The following is a 15,951-nucleotide window of genomic DNA, read 5'->3' as shown; positions in this document are numbered from 1 at the left end:
CACCCGGTTTCGCTACAGGCCGAGGGCCCGGCCGATGATCTCCTTCATGATCTCGGTGGTGCCGCCGTAGATGGTCTGCACGCGGCTGTCCAGCCACGCCTTCGCCACCGGGTACTCCGCCATGAAGCCGTAGCCGCCGTGCAGCTGCACGCACCGGTCGGCCACCTTGGTCTGCAGCTCGGTGGTCCACCACTTGGCCTTCGCCGCGTCGGTCACCGACAGGCGGCCCGCGTTGAACTCGGCGACGCAGTGGTTGACGAACGTGCGCGCGATGGTGACCTCGGTGTCCAGCTCGGCCAGCAGGAACCGGTTGTGCTGGAACCGGCCGATCGGCCGCCCGAACGCCTCCCGGGAGCGGGCGTACTCGATGGTGAGCGCGAGCAGCTTCTCGCAGGCCGCCACCGCGGCGACGGCGATGCTCAGCCGCTCCCGGGGCAGGTTGGCCATCAGGTGGTAGAAGCCGTGGTTCTCGGTGCCGATCAGGTTCTCCGCCGGCACCCGGCAGTCGTCGAAGAACAGCTCGGCGGTGTCGTTGGCCTTCAGGCCGACCTTGGCCAGCCGGCGGCCCCGGCTGAAACCCGGCGTGCCGCTCTCCACCACGACCAGGCTCACCCCGTGGGCGCCCTGGTCCGGCGCGGTCTTGACGACCACGACCACCAGGTCGGCCATCTCACCGTTTGTGATGAACGTCTTCTGCCCGTTGAGGACCAGGCTGTCGCCGTCACGGACCGCGCCGGTGCGGATGCCGGCCAGGTCGCTGCCCGCGCCCGGCTCGCTCATCGCGATCGCGGTGACCAGGTCGCCGGAGCAGAAGCCCGGCAGCCAGCGCTTGCGCTGGTCGTCGGTGGTCAGCTCGGTCAGGTACGGCGCGACCACGTCGTTGTGCAGCCCGAACCCGAGGCCCGAGCACCCGGACGCGACGATCTCCTCGTCGAGCACCGCGTTGAACCGGAAGTCGCGCTGCCCGCCGCCGCCGTACTCGGGGTCGACGTCGGGGCCGAGCAGCCCGGCCGCGCCGGCGGCCCGCCACACCTCCCGGTCGACGATCCCGTCGGCCTCCCAGCGCTCGTGGTGCGGCACCGCCTCCCGGGTCAGGAACCGGCGGCACAGGTCACGGAACTCGTCGTGGACGGGTTCGTAGAGATGCTGCTCCATGCCGGCAAGTCTGGCACCGCTCACCCGCCCCGGACAGGGGCGAGCCGGGCGGGGTGGCCCGCCCCCGCGCGGTGGGCCAGGATGGCCGGATGGGCACACTCACGGGGAAACAGGTGGCCGAGGCCGGGCTGGACGGGTGGACGTACCTGCTGGGGGCGTTGCAGACGCGCATCCGTACCCCCGATTTCGCGGCCGGGCTGGCGTTGGTGGCCGCGGTGGGCGCGGAGGCCGAGCGGGTCGATCATCATCCCGATCTGGACCTGCGCTACACCCACGTGGACGTGCGGCTGTGGTCGCACGACGTGGGCGGGGTAACGCAGCGTGACCTGCGGCTGGCCCGGTTCATCTCGGGGCTCGCCGCGGACTCCGGGCTTACCCTCTCAGCCGCCGGGCTGGCCCGGCTGGAGCTCGCGCTCGACACCCCGGAGCACGCGGCGGTGCTGCCGTTCTGGCGGGCGGTGCTGGCGCCTGGCGCGCCGCCCGGCCCGGGCGCCGACGAGGTACGCGACCCGGACGGCGTGCTGCCCACGGTCTGGTTCCAGCGCTCCGGCCGGGACGAGCCCCGGCAGCGGTGGCATCCGGACGTGTGGGTCGACCCGGCCGAGGTGGACGCGCGTATCGCGGCCGCGCTGGCGGCCGGCGGGACGCTGGTCAGCGACGCGGAGGCGCCGAGTTTCTGGGTGCTGGCCGACCCGGACGGCAACCGGGTGTGCCTGTGCACCTGGCAGCAGCGCGCCTGACTCAGCGCAGCGCCTCGGCTGCCACCTTCAGGTCGGCGACCAGGCCCTCGTACGCGACGTCCTGGTTGTCGGCGCGCAGCACCGCCGACGGGTGGATGGTGGCGAGCAGCCGGGCCGCCGGGGCGTCGGCGACCGCGCCCGTCCGGTCCACCGGCACCCGTTCGAAGTCCTCCGGGCGCTGGGCGGCGGCGGGCCAGGGCAGCAGCTCGCCGCGTTGCTTCGTCACCCGGAAGCTCGGGCCGAGCAGCGCCTTGGCGGCGGTGGCGCCGAGCACCACCACGATCTCCGGGCGCAGCCGGGCGAACTCGGCGACCAGCCAGGGCCGGCAGGCGGTGACGTGCACCCGGTCCGGGGTCTGGTGGATGCGCCGATTGCCGCGCAGCTCGAACCGGAAGTGCTTCACCGCGTTTGTGAGGTAGATCTGGGCCGGGTCGAGCGCCGCGTCGTCGACGGCCTTGCGCAGCAGACGCCCGGCCGGGCCGACGAACGGCAGGCCCTTCTGGTCCTCGATGTCACCCGGCTGTTCGCCGACGAAGACCACGCGCGCGTGCTCGTCGCCGCGGCCGAAGACGGTCTGGGTGGCGTCCCGGTACAGCTCGCAGCCCCGGCAGTCGCCCGCCGCGGCGCGCAGTTCGTCGATGGTGTCCGCCGACGGCGGGATGAACTCCTGCGCTCCGGGTGCGCTCTCGGTCTCGGCCATGCCGATCGTTCTACCCCGTCCGGCGGCGCGCACGCGAGTGGCCCGCCGCGCTCGCCCGGAGGTGTTAAGAAGGGGCCCCTCCTATACCGAATGCGTTAAGAAGGGGCCCTTCCTTCCGGCGGTGAGCGCGTCGGCGAGCGCGGGGATGTCGGCCTCGTCCAGCGCGCTCACCGAGACGCGCACGGCGGGGTCGGCCGCGATCCGGTAGAGCCGGCCGGGCGCCACGGCCCATCCGGCGTCGCGCAGCGTCGTGACCGTCACCGTCTCGTCGGGCACCGGCACCCAGACGTTGATCCCGGTACGCCCGTGCGCGGCCACCCCGCGCGCGGCAAGCGCGGCCACCAGCCCGTCGCGCCGCCGGTCGTAGCTGTCCGCCGCGCGCCGTACCAGCTCGGCGGTGGCCGGGTCGCGCCAGAGCGACACGACCAGCCGTTGCAGCACCGTGGACACCCAGCCGGCGCCGACCCGCGCCCGGCCGGCCACCCGGGCCACTGTGGCCTCGTCGCCGGCCAGCACCGCGAGCCGCAGGTCGGGCCCGTAGGGCTTGCTCACCGACCGGACGAACGCCCACGCCGGGGTCGCCCCGGCGAGCGGATGCAGGGGTACGCGGGCCAGCTCGGCGGCGTGGTCGTCCTCGATCAGCAGCAGGTCGGCGCGGCCGTCCAGCAGTGTCCGCAGCGCGTCGGCCCGGTCGGCGGAGACGGCCGCGCCGGTCGGGTTCTGCGCCCGGCTGGTCACGACGAGCGCCCGGACCCCGGCGGCCAGCGCCGCGCGGACGCCGCCGACTGTGGGGCCGTCGTCGTCCACCGGCACCCCGACGGTACGCAGCCCGAGCGCGGCGATCAGGTCGAGCAGGTTGGCCCAGCCCGGGTCCTCCACCGCGACCGCGTCGCCGGGGCGCAGGTGGGCGGCGAGCAGCCGTTCGATGCCGTCGAGCGCGCCGCCGGTGACTGTGAGCTCGCCGGCCGGGACCCCGTCCGCGGCGAGCCGGTCCGTCGCCAGGGCGGCCAGGTCGGGCAGCACGGCGTCGGTCGCGTACCCGCCGGGGGGTCCGATGTCGGCGGCGAGCGCGGCGAGGTGCGGCCCGAGCGGGGGCAGCAGCCGGGGGTCGGGCTGGCCGGCGGAGAGGTCGCGGCCGCCGGGCAGCGGCGGGGGCAGCAGCGCGGCGCGGCGGGCGGCCACCGGTGGGCGGGGGCGGACCCGGGTGCCGTGCCGGCCGGCGGTCGCGACCAGGCCACGTTGCCGCAGTTCCTGGTACGCCTTCGCGACGGTGGCCGGGCTGACGCCGAGGTCGGCGGCGAGAGCCCGGACGGCGGGCAGGGCGTCGCCCGGGGCGAGCGCGCCGCTGCGGATGCCCGATTCGACGCTGGCCGAAATCGCGGCGGAGGTCGAGCCGGTGACCTGATAATGTGCTGCCACAGTTTGGGAATTGTACTAGAACAAAGGTGGGATGTCACATGTACCCTCCGACCCCCCGCACCACGGCCAGCCGCGTCCGCGACCGGATGCGCTACGACGCGGCCACCGCGCACGCGCTGCTCGACGAGGCGTACCACTGCGCGCTGTCGTTCACCGTCGACGGCGAGCCGCGCGTCCTGCCGACCCTGCACGTGCGCGTCGGCGACACGCTCTACCTGCACGGCTCCACCGGCAGCCGGCCACTGCTGGCCGCCCGGGGCGAGGCCGGGCTGCCGGTCTGCGTCGCCGTCACCCACCTCGACGGGCTGGTCTACGCGCGGTCGCAGTTCCACCACAGCGCCAACTACCGGTCCGTGGTGGCGCACGGCACCGCCCGGCTGGTCGAGGACACGGACGAGAAGGCGGCGGTGATGACCGCGCTGATCGAGAAGGTGGCCACCGGGCGCTCCGCCGAGAGCCGCCCGCCGAACCGGCGCGAGCTGGCCGAGACGGCGGTGCTGGCGCTGCCGCTGCGGGAAGTGTCGGTACGGGTGCGCACCGGCGGCGTCAACGACGAGCCGGCCGACGAGGCGCTGCCGTACTGGGCCGGTGTGGTGCCGCTGCGGCTCACACCGGGCCGACCCGAACCCGCCCCCGGGGTGAGCGCGCCGGTGCCGGCGTACCTGCGGGCGGCCCGCTCGCCGTGGCACGAGCCGGCGGTGCTGCGCGGCGAGCACGTGGTGCTGGAGCCGCTCGACCTCGCCCACGCCGACGAGCTGCACGCCGCCACCGACGACCCGCAGGTGTGGCAGCACCTGGGCGGTACGCGGCCGGCCGACGCCGACGAGATGCGCCGGGTGATCGGCGGCTACCTGGACGCGCAGGAGCGCGGCGAGCAGGTGTGCTGGGCGCAGCGCTGCGCCACCACCGGCGCGGTCATCGGCACCACCTCGTACTACGAGATCGACCCGGTACGCCGGTCGCTGGCGATCGGCTACACCTGGCTGGGCCGCCCCTGGTGGCGTACCGGCGTCAACACCGAGGCGAAGCTGCTGCTGCTGGGCCGTGCCTTCGACGAGCTGGACGCGGTGCGCGTGGTCTGGCACACCGACATCCGCAACGAGCGCTCCCAGCGGGCCATCGAACGGCTCGGCGCGAGCCGGGAGGGCGTGCTGCGGCAGCACAAGCAGCGCGCCGACGGCTCCTGGCGCGACACCGTGCAGTACTCCATGCTCGCGCAGGAGTGGCCGAGCGCACAGGCCAGCCTGCGGGAACGTCTTCGCGCGGCGGCCCCCGTGGCGTCATGATGTCCGGCGTGCTGGGGATCACCGACATCTGGACGTACGTGCTGGGCACCGTGGCGATCGTGCTGCTGCCCGGACCGAACTCGCTCTTCGTGCTGGCCACCGCCGCCCGCCGGGGCGTGGCCACCGGTTACCGGGCCGCGGCCGGGGTGTTCGTCGGCGACGCGGTGCTGATGTTCCTCTCCGCCGCCGGGGTGGCCTCGCTGCTCCAGGCGTACCCACCGCTCTACCTGGTGATCAAGTACGCCGGCGCGGCGTACCTCGGGTGGCTGGGGCTGGCCATGCTGCGCGGCGCGTGGCGGCGCTGGCGCGACCGCAACGACCCGGCCACGCCGCGCCTGATCGACGAGGTCGAGCCGGCCGGGCCGCAGGAGCCGTTCCGGCGGGCGCTGGTGATCAGCCTGCTCAACCCGAAGGCGATCCTGTTCTTCGTCTCGTTCTTCATCCAGTTCGTCGACCCCGGGTACGCCTGGCCGGCGCTGTCGTTCCTGCTGCTCGGGCTGATCGCGCAGGTCGCCAGCGCGCTCTACCTGACCGCGCTGATCTTCACCGGCACGTTCCTGGCGGCCCAGTTCCGGCAGCGCCGTCGGCTGGCCGCGACCGGGACCACGGCGGTGGCGATGCTGTTCCTCGGCTTCAGCCTCAAGCTCGCCGCCGGCTGAGGTGTAAGGAAGGGCCCCTTCTTAACGCCTCCGGCATAGGAAGGGCCCCTTCTTAACAAGATCACGTGCCGTCGCCCCCACCGCCACCGCCGCCGATGCCCGCGCCGCCGGCCGTGCCGCCGAGCCCGTAGCCGGGCGCGACCGGACGGTCGGGCGGGCGGCTGACGTGCGCCGACTCGCGGATCGTGGCCGACCAGTCGGCGTGCGCCGCCGCTGCCGCGTGCCTGTCGATGGCGTGCCGCAGCCAGCCGTCCACAGTCGCCACCCAGTCCCGCTGGTCGGCCCCGGCGTGCCAGATCCGGAACCGGCTGATGCTCTGGTGGGTGATCCCGGCCAGGGAGAGCCGCCGGTCCAGCCAGAGCAGCACCTCCATGCCGGCCGAGTCGGTCAGCATGATCATTTCGAGTTCGGTCATCGGCCCGGCGTAGAGCGGGGCGGCCCAGAAGCCGTACCACTGCTGGAACGGCAGCGTCTGCTCCACCCCCGGCAGGCGTCCCTCGCGCAGCCCGGCCTGCCGGATCGCGAAGCCGAGCGTGTCCAGCGCGGCGAGCACGTGCTCCTGGGAGGGCAGCGGGTGGATCAGCACCGGCACCATCGCGCCCTGGTCGACCTCCGGATCCACCGACACCTCGGTACGCAGCCCGGTACGCAGGCTCAGCAGCGGCACCCCGCCGTACGTGGTCACCGGTGACTCCCACGGCAGCGGCACGGCGAACTCGACGGCGCGCCGTCGTCCGGCCGGCACCACGAACCGGCCCGCGATCGTCCACGTCTGGAACTGCACCAGGCGGCGCGGCGCCTCCGGGTCCTCCGGTTCGACCTGGGTGACCAGGCCGAGCCGGATGTGCCGGACCGGTACGTCCGATCCGCCGGCGCTGAGCGTCACCCGGCCCGGCAGGCGCAGGCCCGGCCGGGTGCTCGGATTGGGCAGCGTGGTGCTCACCGAGAGCCCCGTCCAGGCGGAGTCCCGCGACACCCCGGTCAACCGCATGCCGGGGCATTCCCGCTGCCCGCCGGGCCATGCCCGACCGAAGCGGACGCCGGACGCCGGCTGCCGGGCGCCGGACGCCGGGTGCCAGACGCCGCAACGGACGCCGGCCCGGCGAGGTGGTCTCCCACCTCGCCGGGCCGGTACGGATCATGACGGTCAGCGCATCCGGCGGCCTCGCGGCACCGGGTCGGTCTCGTCGTCGAACTCGCCGATGACCTCCTCCAGGAGGTCCTCCAGCGCGACGAACCCGATCGGCCGGGTCGGCCCGCCACCGTTGCTCACCAGCGCGAGCTGCGCCTGCTGCGCCCGCATGGCGGCCACCGCCTCGGTCACCGACGCCTCGGCCGGCAGCGTGAAGGCGTTGGTCATCAGCTCGTCCGCGGTCGCCGGGCGGCCGGTGGTGACGGCACGCACCGCCTCGCGTACGTGCACCAGGCCGCACACCTCGCCACCGGCGTCGACCACGGCGAGCCGGGACCGGCCGCTGTCGCGGGAGACGTGCTCGATCCGCTCGGCGGTCTCGTCGCGGCCCACCGTGACGATCCGGTCGAACGGCTCCATCACCTGCGCCACAGTGGTGCCCTGAAGCTCCAGCATGCTGCTGAGCAGCTGGTGCTGCTCGGCGCCGAGCAGCCCGTGCTCCCGGGACTGCTCCAGCAGGATGCGCAGCTCGTCCGGGCCGTGCACCTGGGCGAGCTGGTCCTGCTGCTGCACGCCGAACAGCCGCAGCATCGCGTTGGCGAGCCCGTTGAGCACGGAGAGCACCGGCCGGACGATCCGGGCGAAGGCCCGGAACGGCAGCGCCAGCAGCGTCGCCGAACGCTCCGCGTCGGTGATCGCCCACGACTTCGGGGCCATCTCGCCGACCACCAGGTGCAGGAACGTCACCAGGGACAGCGCGAACACCAGCGCCACCACGTGACTGGCCGCGGTGGGCAGGCCGACCGCGTGCAGCAGCGGGCTGATCAGCCGTTCGATGGCCGGTTCGGCCAGCGCGCCCAGGCCCAGCGTGCACAGCGTGATGCCGAGCTGCGCGCCGGCCAGCATGAGGCTCAGCTCGCGGACGCCGTCGAGCGCCGCGCGGGCGGCCCGGCCGCCACCGGCGGCCGACTGCTCCAGCCGGTACCGCTTGGCCGCGACGAGCGCGAACTCGGCGGCCACGAAGAATCCGTTGAGCGCCAGCAGCACCACGGAGAAGAACAACGCGAACCCGGGGGTCATGCCGCACCCTCCCCGGAAACGTCGGCGGTGGACCGCAGCCGTACCGAGTCGGCCACGTGCCGGTCCACGGCGAGCACCTCGACCAGCACCCGCGGGCCGGAGGCCGGCTCGTCGCCGTCGGCGGCGACCGGGATCTCCAGCCGGTCACCGACCTCGGGCACCCGGCCCAGCTCCCGCATCACCAGCCCGGAGAGCGTGTCGTACTCGGGCGCCTCGGGCAGTTCGATGCCGGTGCTGTCGGCGACCTCGTCGATGCGCCAGCGCGCGGGGACGACCCAGGAGCCGTCCTCCTGCCGCGCCGCGGCCCGGTCCGGCGGGTCGTCCTCGTCGCGGATCGGCCCGACCAGCTCCTCGGCCAGGTCCTCCAGCGTGATCACGCCGGCGAAGCCGCCGTACTCGTCGACCACGCAGGCGAGCTGCCGGTGCCCGGACCGCAGCCGGTCGAGCACCGTCGGCAGCGGCAGCGTCTCGGGCACGAGCAACGGGGGTACGGCCACCGCGTCGACCCGGGTGGTCGCGCGCTGCGCCGGGGGCACCCCGAGCACGTCGGCGATGCCGACCACGCCGATCAGGTCGTCGACGCCCTCGGCGCCGCGCACCGGGAACCGGGAGTGGCCGGTGTCCAGCAGCTCGACGATGCGGCTGACCGGCTCGTCGGCCCGCACGGTGTGCACGTCGACGCGGGGCACCATCGCCTCGCCGGCGGTCAGCTCCCGGAAGTCCAGGCCCCGGTCCAGCAGGTCGGACATCTCGGCGTCGAGGTGCCCCTCCTCCCGGGACTCGGCGATGATCTGCTCCAGGTCCTGCGGGGTGGCGCCGCTGGGCAGCTCCTCGATCGGCTCGATGCCGATGCGGCGGAGCAGCCGTACCGCGGCCCGGTCGAAGAGCGTGATCAGCGGGCCGGCGATCTTCAGGTACATCAGGGTGGACCGGGACAGCGCCCGGGCCAGCGGCTCGGCGCGGGCGATGGCCAGGTTCTTCGGGGCCAGCTCACCCAGGACCATCTGCACCACTGTGGCGATGACCAGGGCCAGCGCCACCGACAGCGGCAACGCCACCGCGCTGGAGATGCCGGTGAGGCCGAGCAGGTCGGCCAGCCCGGCGCCGAGGAACGGCTCGGCGACGTAACCGACGAGCAGGGCGGTCACGGTGATGCCCAGTTGGGCGCCGGACAGCATGAACGAGAGCCGCGCGGTGACCTCCAGGGCCCGGGCCGCGGCACGATCGCCACCGTCGGCGAGCTGCTTGAGCTTGCCCCGGTCCACGGCGACGTAACCGAACTCCTGGGCCACGAAGTAACCGGTGGCGGCGGTGAGCACGATGATGAGAAGGAGACCGACGAGGATCAGCACGGGAGGTTCAGTGCTCCCGGGGTCGTCGGGGAGGGAATTCGCCGGGTATGACCCGGCCGGCTACTGCTGCCCTCCGGGGCAGGAGAGTCGATCATGCGGCCCATTTTATCGGTACCGGCTGGACGTCCGCTGAGGGTGCCGGGAACCCTCCCCCACGTCCGGTTCACCGCCCGGCGAGCTCGTCCACGTCCAGCAGGCTCCGGTCGACCCGGCCGGACCGGTAGGCCGCCCGGCCGATCATCTGCGCCGCCACCGGCGCGGTGGAGAGCTGGAAGATCGCCACCAGGACCAGCATGCCCAGGTCCGAGGGGGTACGCAGACGCAGCGCCAGCCCGGCCAGCAGCAGCAGGACGCCCAGCACCTGCGGCTTGGTGGCCGTGTGCATCCGGTCCAGCACGTCCGGGAAGCGGACCAGCCCGATGCCGGCGATCAGCCCCAGCACCGCCCCGGCCAGCAGCAGGACCCCGCCCGCCCAGTCCGCGATCGTGCCGGCACTCATGCTTCGGCCCGGACCGCGAAGCGCACCAGCGACACCGAACCGATGAAGCCGAGCAGGGAGAGCACCACGAGCACGGGCAGCGTGGTGGCGTGCCGGTTCACGGCGGCCTCCGCCCCCACCGCGGCGAGCATCGCCGACAGCAGCAGGTCGGCGCCGACGACCCGGTCGAGCAGGGACGGGCCGCGGTAGATGCGGGCCAGGGCGAGCAGCGCGGTGGCCGAGAGCAGCACGGTGAGCGCGACGGCGAGCAGGACTGTCACGGGTGGTTCCTCCGTTCGGCGGGTTCGAGGTCGAGCCGGCGTACCTCGGCGGGAGATCCGATGGCGCGGACGATGCGCCGTTCGACGGCGAGCACGCGCTCGCGGCTGCCGGTGATGTCCTCGGGGCCACGCACGTCGAGCACGTGCACGTAGAGCACGCCCGCGGCCCGGTCGACGTCGATGATCAGCGTGCCCGGCACCAGCGAGATCACCTCGGCGGTGAGCGCCAGGTTGAGGTCGGTACGCACGCGCAGCGGCACCGCGATGATGGCGCCGCGCGGGCGGTAACCGAAGCGCAGCGCCACGGCGGCCACGTGCAGGCTGGCGCTCACCAGCTCCGCGATGAAGGTGATCAGGAAGACCAGCAGCGCGCGGGGGCGGAACCGGCCGCCGAACGTGACCGGCGGCAGCGGGAAGAACAGCAGCACGGCCGCGCCGACCACCAGCCCGGCGATGAGGTTGCCCACTGACACGTCGCCCCACAGCAGCAGCCACGCGGCGACCAGCCAGCCGAGCGCGAGCGCCTGGTCGCGGCGCCGCCCACCCCGGCCCACCACCTGAATCGGCGCGTCGGGCTCGGGCGCGGCCCGGGGTACGCCCGTCGGCTCCCCGGTCGCGCCCCCGCCCGGGGGCAGGTCGTCGGTCATGGCACGTCCCGGGGCAGGACCGCCCGCACGTACGGGGTGCGTTCGCGCAGGTCGGTGGCCGCGTTCGAGGTGACCTGGAACAGCGGCCCGGCCGCCAGCGTGAACAGCACGCCGAGCGCGACCAGGGCGGTGGTGGCGCCGACCATCAGGCCGGGCAGCCGGGCCGGCACGGTGGTGGAGGCCAGCCGGGGCGCCCGCCAGAACGCGATGTTCCACACCCGGGAGGCCGCGTAGAGCGTGAGCAGGCTGGTCAGCGTGCCGGCCCCGACCAGCACGGCGGGCAGCGTCCCGCCCGCCGCCACGCCGGCCTGGAGCAGACCCAGCTTGCCGAGGAAGCCGGAGAACGGCGGGATGCCCGCCAGGTTCATCGCCGGGACGAAGAAGAGCACGCCGAGCATCGGGGCGATCCGCGCCAGCCCGCCGATACGGCGCAGGTCGGTGCTGCCCGCCCGCTCCTCGACCAGGCCGGCGACCAGGAACAGCGTGGTCTGGATGGTGATGTGGTGCACCACGTAGAAGATCGCCCCGGACAGGCCGGCGACGCTGCTCAGCGCCACCCCGAAGATCATGTAACCGATGTGGCTGACCAGCGTGAACGACAGCAGCCGCTTCAGGTCCGACTGGGCCACCGCGCCGAGGATGCCGACCACCATGGTCAGGCCGGCCACCACCATCAGCAGGCCGGCGACCTGGCCGCCGGGGAACAGCAGCGTCTCGGTGCGGATGATCGCGTACACGCCGACCTTGGTGAGCAGGCCGGCGAAGACAGCGGTCACCGGCGCGGGCGCGGTCGGGTAACTGTCCGGCAACCACGCCGACAGCGGGAACACCGCCGCCTTGATCCCGAACGCGAGCAGCAGCATCAGTTGCAGCGTCAGGCGTACGCCCGACGGCAGCGCGTCCAGCCGGCCGGCGAGCTGCGCCATGTTCAGCGTGCCGGTGGCGGCGTACACCAGCCCCACCGCGGACAGGAACAGCAGCGACGACAGGATGCTGACCACCACGTACGTCGAGCCGGTGCGCAGCCGCACCTCGGTGCCGCCCAGCGTGATCAGCACGAAGCTCGCGGCGAGCAGGATCTCGAAGCCGACGAAGAGGTTGAACAGGTCCCCGGCCAGGAAGGCGTTCGTCACGCCCGCGGTGAGCACCAGGTACGTGGGGTGGTAGATGCTCACCGGCGCGGTCTCGCCGGTCTCCCCCCGGCCCTGGCCGATCGAGTAGAGCAGCACGCACAAGGTCACCGCTGAGGAGACCAGCACCATCAGCGCCGCCAGCTGGTCGGCCACCAGCACGATGCCCACCGGCGCCGGCCAGCCGCCCACCTGCACCACCACCGGCTCGAACCGGTACGCCTCGACCAGCAGCACCGCCGCCACCACCAGGACGCTGGACAGGCAGAGCACGCTTATCGACCGCTGCAGGCGGGGCCGCCCGGACAGCAGGAGGGTGAGCGCCGCGCCGAGCAGCGGCACCACCACCGGCAGCGGCACGAGCCCGCTCATGTCTCACCGTCCCGGCGCAGCCGCCGGCGGGCCGGCTCCGGGTCCACCTGCTCCGGGTCGTCGTCCGGGCCCTCGCCGCCGTGGTCCGCGGTCGACACCTCGTTGCTCTCGGCGAGCCGGACGATCTGCCGGTCCTCCAGGTCGTCCTGCACCTCGTCGTCGCCGCTGGTGTACCAGCTGCGGTACGCGACGGCGAGCAGGAACGCGGTCAGCCCGAACGTGATCACCACTGCGGTGAGCACCATGGCCTGGGGCAGCGCGTCGCTCATCTCACCCTGCGGGGAGGAGCCCACGAACGGTGCGGCGCCGGCTCGCCCGCCGAGCAGGATGAGCAGGTTCACGCCGTTGCCGAGCAGGATGATGCCGAGCAGGATCCGGGTCAGGCTGCGTTCCAGCAGCAACGTGACACCGGCGGCGACGAGCACCCCGACCGCCAGCACCAGCACCAGCGTCGGCCCGGCCGCCCCCCTGGTCATGTCGGGCCGTCCCGCTGGACGATCAACCCGCGTCCCGCCTCGCCGGCGGCCTCCACGTGCCGGTCCACCTCGGCGCCCAGGCTGCGCAGGATGTCCAGCACCAGCCCGACCACCACCAGGTAGACGCCGATGTCAAAGAAGAGCGACGTGACCAGGTAGAAGTCGCCGATCACCGGCAGCCACAGGCCGACCTTGACGCTCTGCAGCACGTCGCCGGTCAGCGCCAGCCCGAGCACCCCGCTGCCGACCGAGATGCCCAGACCCGCGCCGAGCACGGTGCCGGCCCCGACCGGCGCCGCCTCGGCCAGCTCGTACCGGCCGCCGGCCAGATAGCGCAGGGCCAGCGCGAGGCCCGCCACCAGGCCGCCGGCGAAACCGCCACCGGGGGCGTTGTGCCCGGAGAAGAGCAGGAACAGCGAGAAGATCAGTACAGTGTGGAAGATCAGCCGGGTGACCACCTCGAACACGATCGAGCGCCGCCGCTCCGGCAGCGTCTGCCCGCCGCGCAGCCACACCGTGCGCCGGTCACCGGCGCGCATCGCGACCGGCCGCGGGCGGCGCGGACGCGGCCCGGTGCGGGAACGCTCGTAGATCAGGCTGGCCACACCGGTCGCGGTCACCACGAGCACCGAGATCTCCCCCATGGTGTCCCAGGCCCGGATGTCCACCAGGGTCACGTTCACGACGTTGCGGCCGTACCCCTCGACGAGGGCGAGCTGGGGGAAGTCGGCGGAGATCGACGGCGCCCGGCGCGCTCCGGCCGCGGTCAGCGCCAGGCCGGCCATCACCACGCCGGCGGCGATCCCGATGCCGCGCCGCACCCAGCGGCTGCGGCGCAGCGGACGCGCCGAGAAGCGTTCCGGCAGCCGGCGCAGCACCAGCACGAACACGGCGATCGTGGCGGTCTCCACCAGGAACTGGGTCAGCGCCACGTCCGGCGCGCCGTAGAGGACGAACATCATCGCGGTGCCGTAGCCGGTGACCCCGACCAGCAGCATCGCGGTGAGCCGGCGACGCGCGCCGACCGCGAGCAGCGCGGCCACCGCGATCACCACCGCGACCACGAGCTGGGCCGGGTTGTCCCACACCGCCAGCTCGACCCGCCACGGCGCGGTGGCGAGCATCGCCCCGCCGGGCACGAACACCAGCGCGAGCAGCACCGTACCGAGGTACTGCGGCAGCGAGCCGCGCTGGGTGGCGCCGGTGACCTCGATGGCGAGCCGGTCGAAGCCGTGCGTCACCCACTCGTACCCCTGGTTGCCGCTCACCGGCGAGCGCAGCCGCGCCAGCGCGGGCGCGAGCGGGCCGCGGACCAGGTGCAGCGCCGCGCCGCCGGCCAGCACGAGGGCGGAGAGGCCGAGCGCCGCGGTCGGCCCGTGCCAGAGCGCCAGATGCTCCTCGACCGGCCCGAACAACTCCGCGTACGGCTCGAACAGGCCGCTCAGCCACCCGGCGGCCGGACCGGCGGCGAGCCCGGCCACGGCGAGCAGCGCCGGGGGTACGAGCATCGCGGCCGGTGGCCGGGCCACCTCCGTGTCCGCGACGCCGGGCCGGGTGCCGAACGCGCCCCAGACGAACCTGATGCTGTACGCGACGGTGAGCGCGCTGCCGGCCACCAGCACGGCGAGCACGAACGGGTCGCCGGTGAACGCGGCGAGCACCGACTCCTTGGCCACGAACCCCAGCAGCGGCGGCACGCCGGCCATCGAGGCGGCGGCGAGCGTGGCGACGATCGCCAGCCACGGCGCGGCCCGGCCCACCCCGGACAGGTCCCGCAGGTCACGGGTGCCCGCCTCGTGGTCGAGGATGCCGACGACCAGGAACAGCGCCGCCTTGAACAGCGCGTGCGCCGCCAGCATCGCCACGCCGGCCAGCGCCGCCTTCGGGGTGCCCGCCCCGAACAGCACGGCGAGCAGTCCGAGTTGACTGACCGTGCCGTACGCCAGCAGCAGCTTCAGGTCGGTCTGCCGCAGCGCCGCCCAGCCACCCAGGACCAGCGAGACCAGCCCGGCGACGACGGTGACCGGCCGCCACGGTCCGGCCGCGGCGAGCGCCGGGCCGAGCAGTCCGATGAGGAAGATGCCGGCCTTCACCATGGCCGCCGCGTGCAGGTACGCGCTGACCGGTGTCGGCGCGGCCATCGCCACCGGCAGCCAGGCGTTGAACGGGAACACCGCCGACTTCGCCAGCGCGCCGGCGAGGACGAGCAGCACCGCCAGCGCCAGGTATCCGCCGCCGGGCAGCGGCGCGGACGCCACCGACGACCAGCGGTAGCCGCCCGCGTGGTGACCGAGCATCAGGAACCCGACGAGCATCGCCAGGCCGCCCAGCGTGGTCACGGTGAGCGCCTGCGCGGCCGCCCACCGGCTGGACCGGCGCTCGGTGCTGTGCCCGATCAGCAGGTACGAGAAGACGGTGGTCAGTTCCCAGAAGACGTAGAGCAGCAGCAGGTCGTCGGAGACGACGAGGCCGAGCATCGCCCCGGCGAAGGCGACCATGACGGCGGCGAACCGGGCCAGCCCGACCGACCCGGGTTCGAAGTAGCGGGCGGAGTAGACGAGCACCAGCGCGCCGACGCCACCGACCAGCAGCAGCATCAGCCAGGACAGCGTGGTGACCCGCAGCGCCACGTCGAACTGCAGCTCCGGGATCCACTGGTACGTCTCGACGACCGCGCCGCCGTCGCGTACCGCCCCGGTGTGGGCCGCCGCCCAGACCGCGGTGGCGGCCGGGGCGAGCGCGAGCAGCAGGCAGGCGCGTGGACCCCACCGGCGGACCAGCAGCGGGGCGAGCAGCGCCGCCACCAGGTGCACGATCAGCAGGACGAGCACGCGTACTCCCGGTCGAGGTGACAGCGCGCCGGAACACGCTGGGACACAACCGATCAGACGTCACAACCAACCCCAACCGCGCCCTTTTCCCCAAAAGCCACCCATCTCCCCCCCACCCACCCCACCCACCTTCTCGCGGTGATCAAGGAGTTTGTGTCCGGGGCAGGCTGGTGCGGTGACACGAACTCCTTGATCAACGCGGAGTTCGGGCGC

Annotated in this window: 15 protein-coding genes; 3 read left to right on the top strand and 12 right to left on the bottom strand. The window is 73.8% G+C overall.

From position 1 onward, the window contains the following. Positions 1 to 12: 12 nt before the first annotated feature. A complete protein-coding gene (locus A8711_RS23660) occupies positions 13 to 1,155 on the bottom strand; it encodes an acyl-CoA dehydrogenase family protein (protein WP_069089348.1) in 1,143 nt (380 codons plus the stop codon). Positions 1,156 to 1,244: 89 nt separating this feature from the next. Between A8711_RS23660 and A8711_RS23655 the strand changes: the two genes are divergently transcribed. Next, entirely contained in the window at positions 1,245 to 1,895 is a 651-nt protein-coding gene (locus tag A8711_RS23655) for a 4a-hydroxytetrahydrobiopterin dehydratase (RefSeq protein ID WP_069089347.1), read from the top strand. A 1-nt stretch (position 1,896) separates the two neighbouring features. On the opposite strand, the gene A8711_RS23650 is transcribed toward A8711_RS23655, so the two are convergent. Then, entirely contained in the window at positions 1,897 to 2,595 is a 699-nt protein-coding gene (locus A8711_RS23650; RefSeq protein WP_069089346.1) for a UdgX family uracil-DNA binding protein, read from the bottom strand. A gap of 81 nt (positions 2,596 to 2,676) precedes the next feature. After that, complete coding sequence (locus tag A8711_RS23645; RefSeq protein WP_069089345.1) at positions 2,677 to 4,014, bottom strand: aminotransferase class I/II-fold pyridoxal phosphate-dependent enzyme; 1,338 nt, start codon at positions 4,012 to 4,014, stop codon at positions 2,677 to 2,679. A 38-nt stretch (positions 4,015 to 4,052) separates the two neighbouring features. On the opposite strand from A8711_RS23645, the gene A8711_RS23640 reads away from it, so the two are divergent. Beyond that, complete coding sequence (locus A8711_RS23640) at positions 4,053 to 5,300, top strand: bifunctional pyridoxamine 5'-phosphate oxidase family protein/GNAT family N-acetyltransferase (protein WP_069089344.1); 1,248 nt, start codon at positions 4,053 to 4,055, stop codon at positions 5,298 to 5,300. Next, complete coding sequence (leuE, locus tag A8711_RS23635) at positions 5,297 to 5,959, top strand: leucine efflux protein LeuE (RefSeq protein WP_043325749.1); 663 nt, start codon at positions 5,297 to 5,299, stop codon at positions 5,957 to 5,959. The genes A8711_RS23640 and leuE overlap by 4 nt, the downstream gene beginning before the upstream one ends. 61 nt (positions 5,960 to 6,020) lie before the next feature. Here the strand turns inward: leuE and A8711_RS23630 are convergent, their stop codons facing one another. The 9 genes from A8711_RS23630 to A8711_RS23590 all read right to left on the bottom strand — a co-directional run bounded on the left by A8711_RS23630 (position 6,021) and on the right by A8711_RS23590 (position 15,738). Beyond that, complete coding sequence (locus A8711_RS23630; RefSeq protein ID WP_043325751.1) at positions 6,021 to 6,950, bottom strand: sporulation protein; 930 nt, start codon at positions 6,948 to 6,950, stop codon at positions 6,021 to 6,023. A gap of 156 nt (positions 6,951 to 7,106) precedes the next feature. Further along, positions 7,107 to 8,171, bottom strand: coding sequence for a hemolysin family protein (locus A8711_RS23625; protein ID WP_043325753.1), 1,065 nt, complete (start codon positions 8,169 to 8,171; stop codon positions 7,107 to 7,109). Then, positions 8,168 to 9,523, bottom strand: coding sequence for a hemolysin family protein (locus A8711_RS23620; RefSeq protein WP_043325755.1), 1,356 nt, complete (start codon positions 9,521 to 9,523; stop codon positions 8,168 to 8,170). Before A8711_RS23620 ends, A8711_RS23625 begins: the two co-directional genes overlap by 4 nt. Before the next feature lie 163 nt (positions 9,524 to 9,686). Then, positions 9,687 to 10,022 carry a monovalent cation/H(+) antiporter subunit G gene (gene mnhG, locus A8711_RS23615; protein WP_069089343.1) on the bottom strand — a complete coding sequence of 112 codons (336 nt, stop codon included), beginning with the start codon at positions 10,020 to 10,022 and terminating at the stop codon, positions 9,687 to 9,689. Then, a complete protein-coding gene (locus tag A8711_RS23610) occupies positions 10,019 to 10,282 on the bottom strand; it encodes a monovalent cation/H+ antiporter complex subunit F (protein WP_013284715.1) in 264 nt (87 codons plus the stop codon). The genes mnhG and A8711_RS23610 overlap by 4 nt, the downstream gene beginning before the upstream one ends. Next, positions 10,279 to 10,929 carry a Na+/H+ antiporter subunit E gene (locus tag A8711_RS23605; protein WP_064447104.1) on the bottom strand — a complete coding sequence of 217 codons (651 nt, stop codon included), beginning with the start codon at positions 10,927 to 10,929 and terminating at the stop codon, positions 10,279 to 10,281. The genes A8711_RS23610 and A8711_RS23605 overlap by 4 nt, the downstream gene beginning before the upstream one ends. After that, positions 10,926 to 12,431, bottom strand: a complete 1,506-nt coding sequence (locus A8711_RS23600) for a Na+/H+ antiporter subunit D (protein WP_069089342.1) — start codon at positions 12,429 to 12,431, stop codon at positions 10,926 to 10,928. The genes A8711_RS23605 and A8711_RS23600 overlap by 4 nt, the downstream gene beginning before the upstream one ends. Then, positions 12,428 to 12,907 carry a Na(+)/H(+) antiporter subunit C gene (locus tag A8711_RS23595; protein WP_043325764.1) on the bottom strand — a complete coding sequence of 160 codons (480 nt, stop codon included), beginning with the start codon at positions 12,905 to 12,907 and terminating at the stop codon, positions 12,428 to 12,430. The genes A8711_RS23600 and A8711_RS23595 overlap by 4 nt, the downstream gene beginning before the upstream one ends. Continuing rightward, positions 12,904 to 15,738 (bottom strand): Na+/H+ antiporter subunit A, encoded by a 2,835-nt coding sequence (locus tag A8711_RS23590; RefSeq protein WP_069089341.1) that lies wholly within the window; start codon positions 15,736 to 15,738, stop codon positions 12,904 to 12,906. Before A8711_RS23590 ends, A8711_RS23595 begins: the two co-directional genes overlap by 4 nt. Positions 15,739 to 15,951: the final 213 nt, after the last annotated feature.

The organism is Micromonospora sp. II (assembly GCF_001709195.1).
GTDB lineage: Bacteria > Actinomycetota > Actinomycetes > Mycobacteriales > Micromonosporaceae > Micromonospora > Micromonospora chalcea.
This window is presented reverse-complemented; position numbering and strand designations above follow the sequence as displayed.

Coding starts and splice junctions, on each gene's coding strand:
- A8711_RS23660 (WP_069089348.1), bottom strand. CDS start 1,155: ATGGAGCAGCATCTCTACGAACCCGTCCACGACGAGTTCCGTGACCTG.
- A8711_RS23655 (WP_069089347.1), top strand. CDS start 1,245: ATGGGCACACTCACGGGGAAACAGGTGGCCGAGGCCGGGCTGGACGGG.
- A8711_RS23650 (WP_069089346.1), bottom strand. CDS start 2,595: ATGGCCGAGACCGAGAGCGCACCCGGAGCGCAGGAGTTCATCCCGCCG.
- A8711_RS23640 (WP_069089344.1), top strand. CDS start 4,053: ATGTACCCTCCGACCCCCCGCACCACGGCCAGCCGCGTCCGCGACCGG.
- leuE (WP_043325749.1), top strand. CDS start 5,297: ATGATGTCCGGCGTGCTGGGGATCACCGACATCTGGACGTACGTGCTG.
- A8711_RS23630 (WP_043325751.1), bottom strand. CDS start 6,950: ATGCGGTTGACCGGGGTGTCGCGGGACTCCGCCTGGACGGGGCTCTCG.
- A8711_RS23625 (WP_043325753.1), bottom strand. CDS start 8,171: ATGACCCCCGGGTTCGCGTTGTTCTTCTCCGTGGTGCTGCTGGCGCTC.
- mnhG (WP_069089343.1), bottom strand. CDS start 10,022: ATGAGTGCCGGCACGATCGCGGACTGGGCGGGCGGGGTCCTGCTGCTG.
- A8711_RS23605 (WP_064447104.1), bottom strand. CDS start 10,929: ATGACCGACGACCTGCCCCCGGGCGGGGGCGCGACCGGGGAGCCGACG.
- A8711_RS23600 (WP_069089342.1), bottom strand. CDS start 12,431: ATGAGCGGGCTCGTGCCGCTGCCGGTGGTGGTGCCGCTGCTCGGCGCG.
- A8711_RS23595 (WP_043325764.1), bottom strand. CDS start 12,907: ATGACCAGGGGGGCGGCCGGGCCGACGCTGGTGCTGGTGCTGGCGGTC.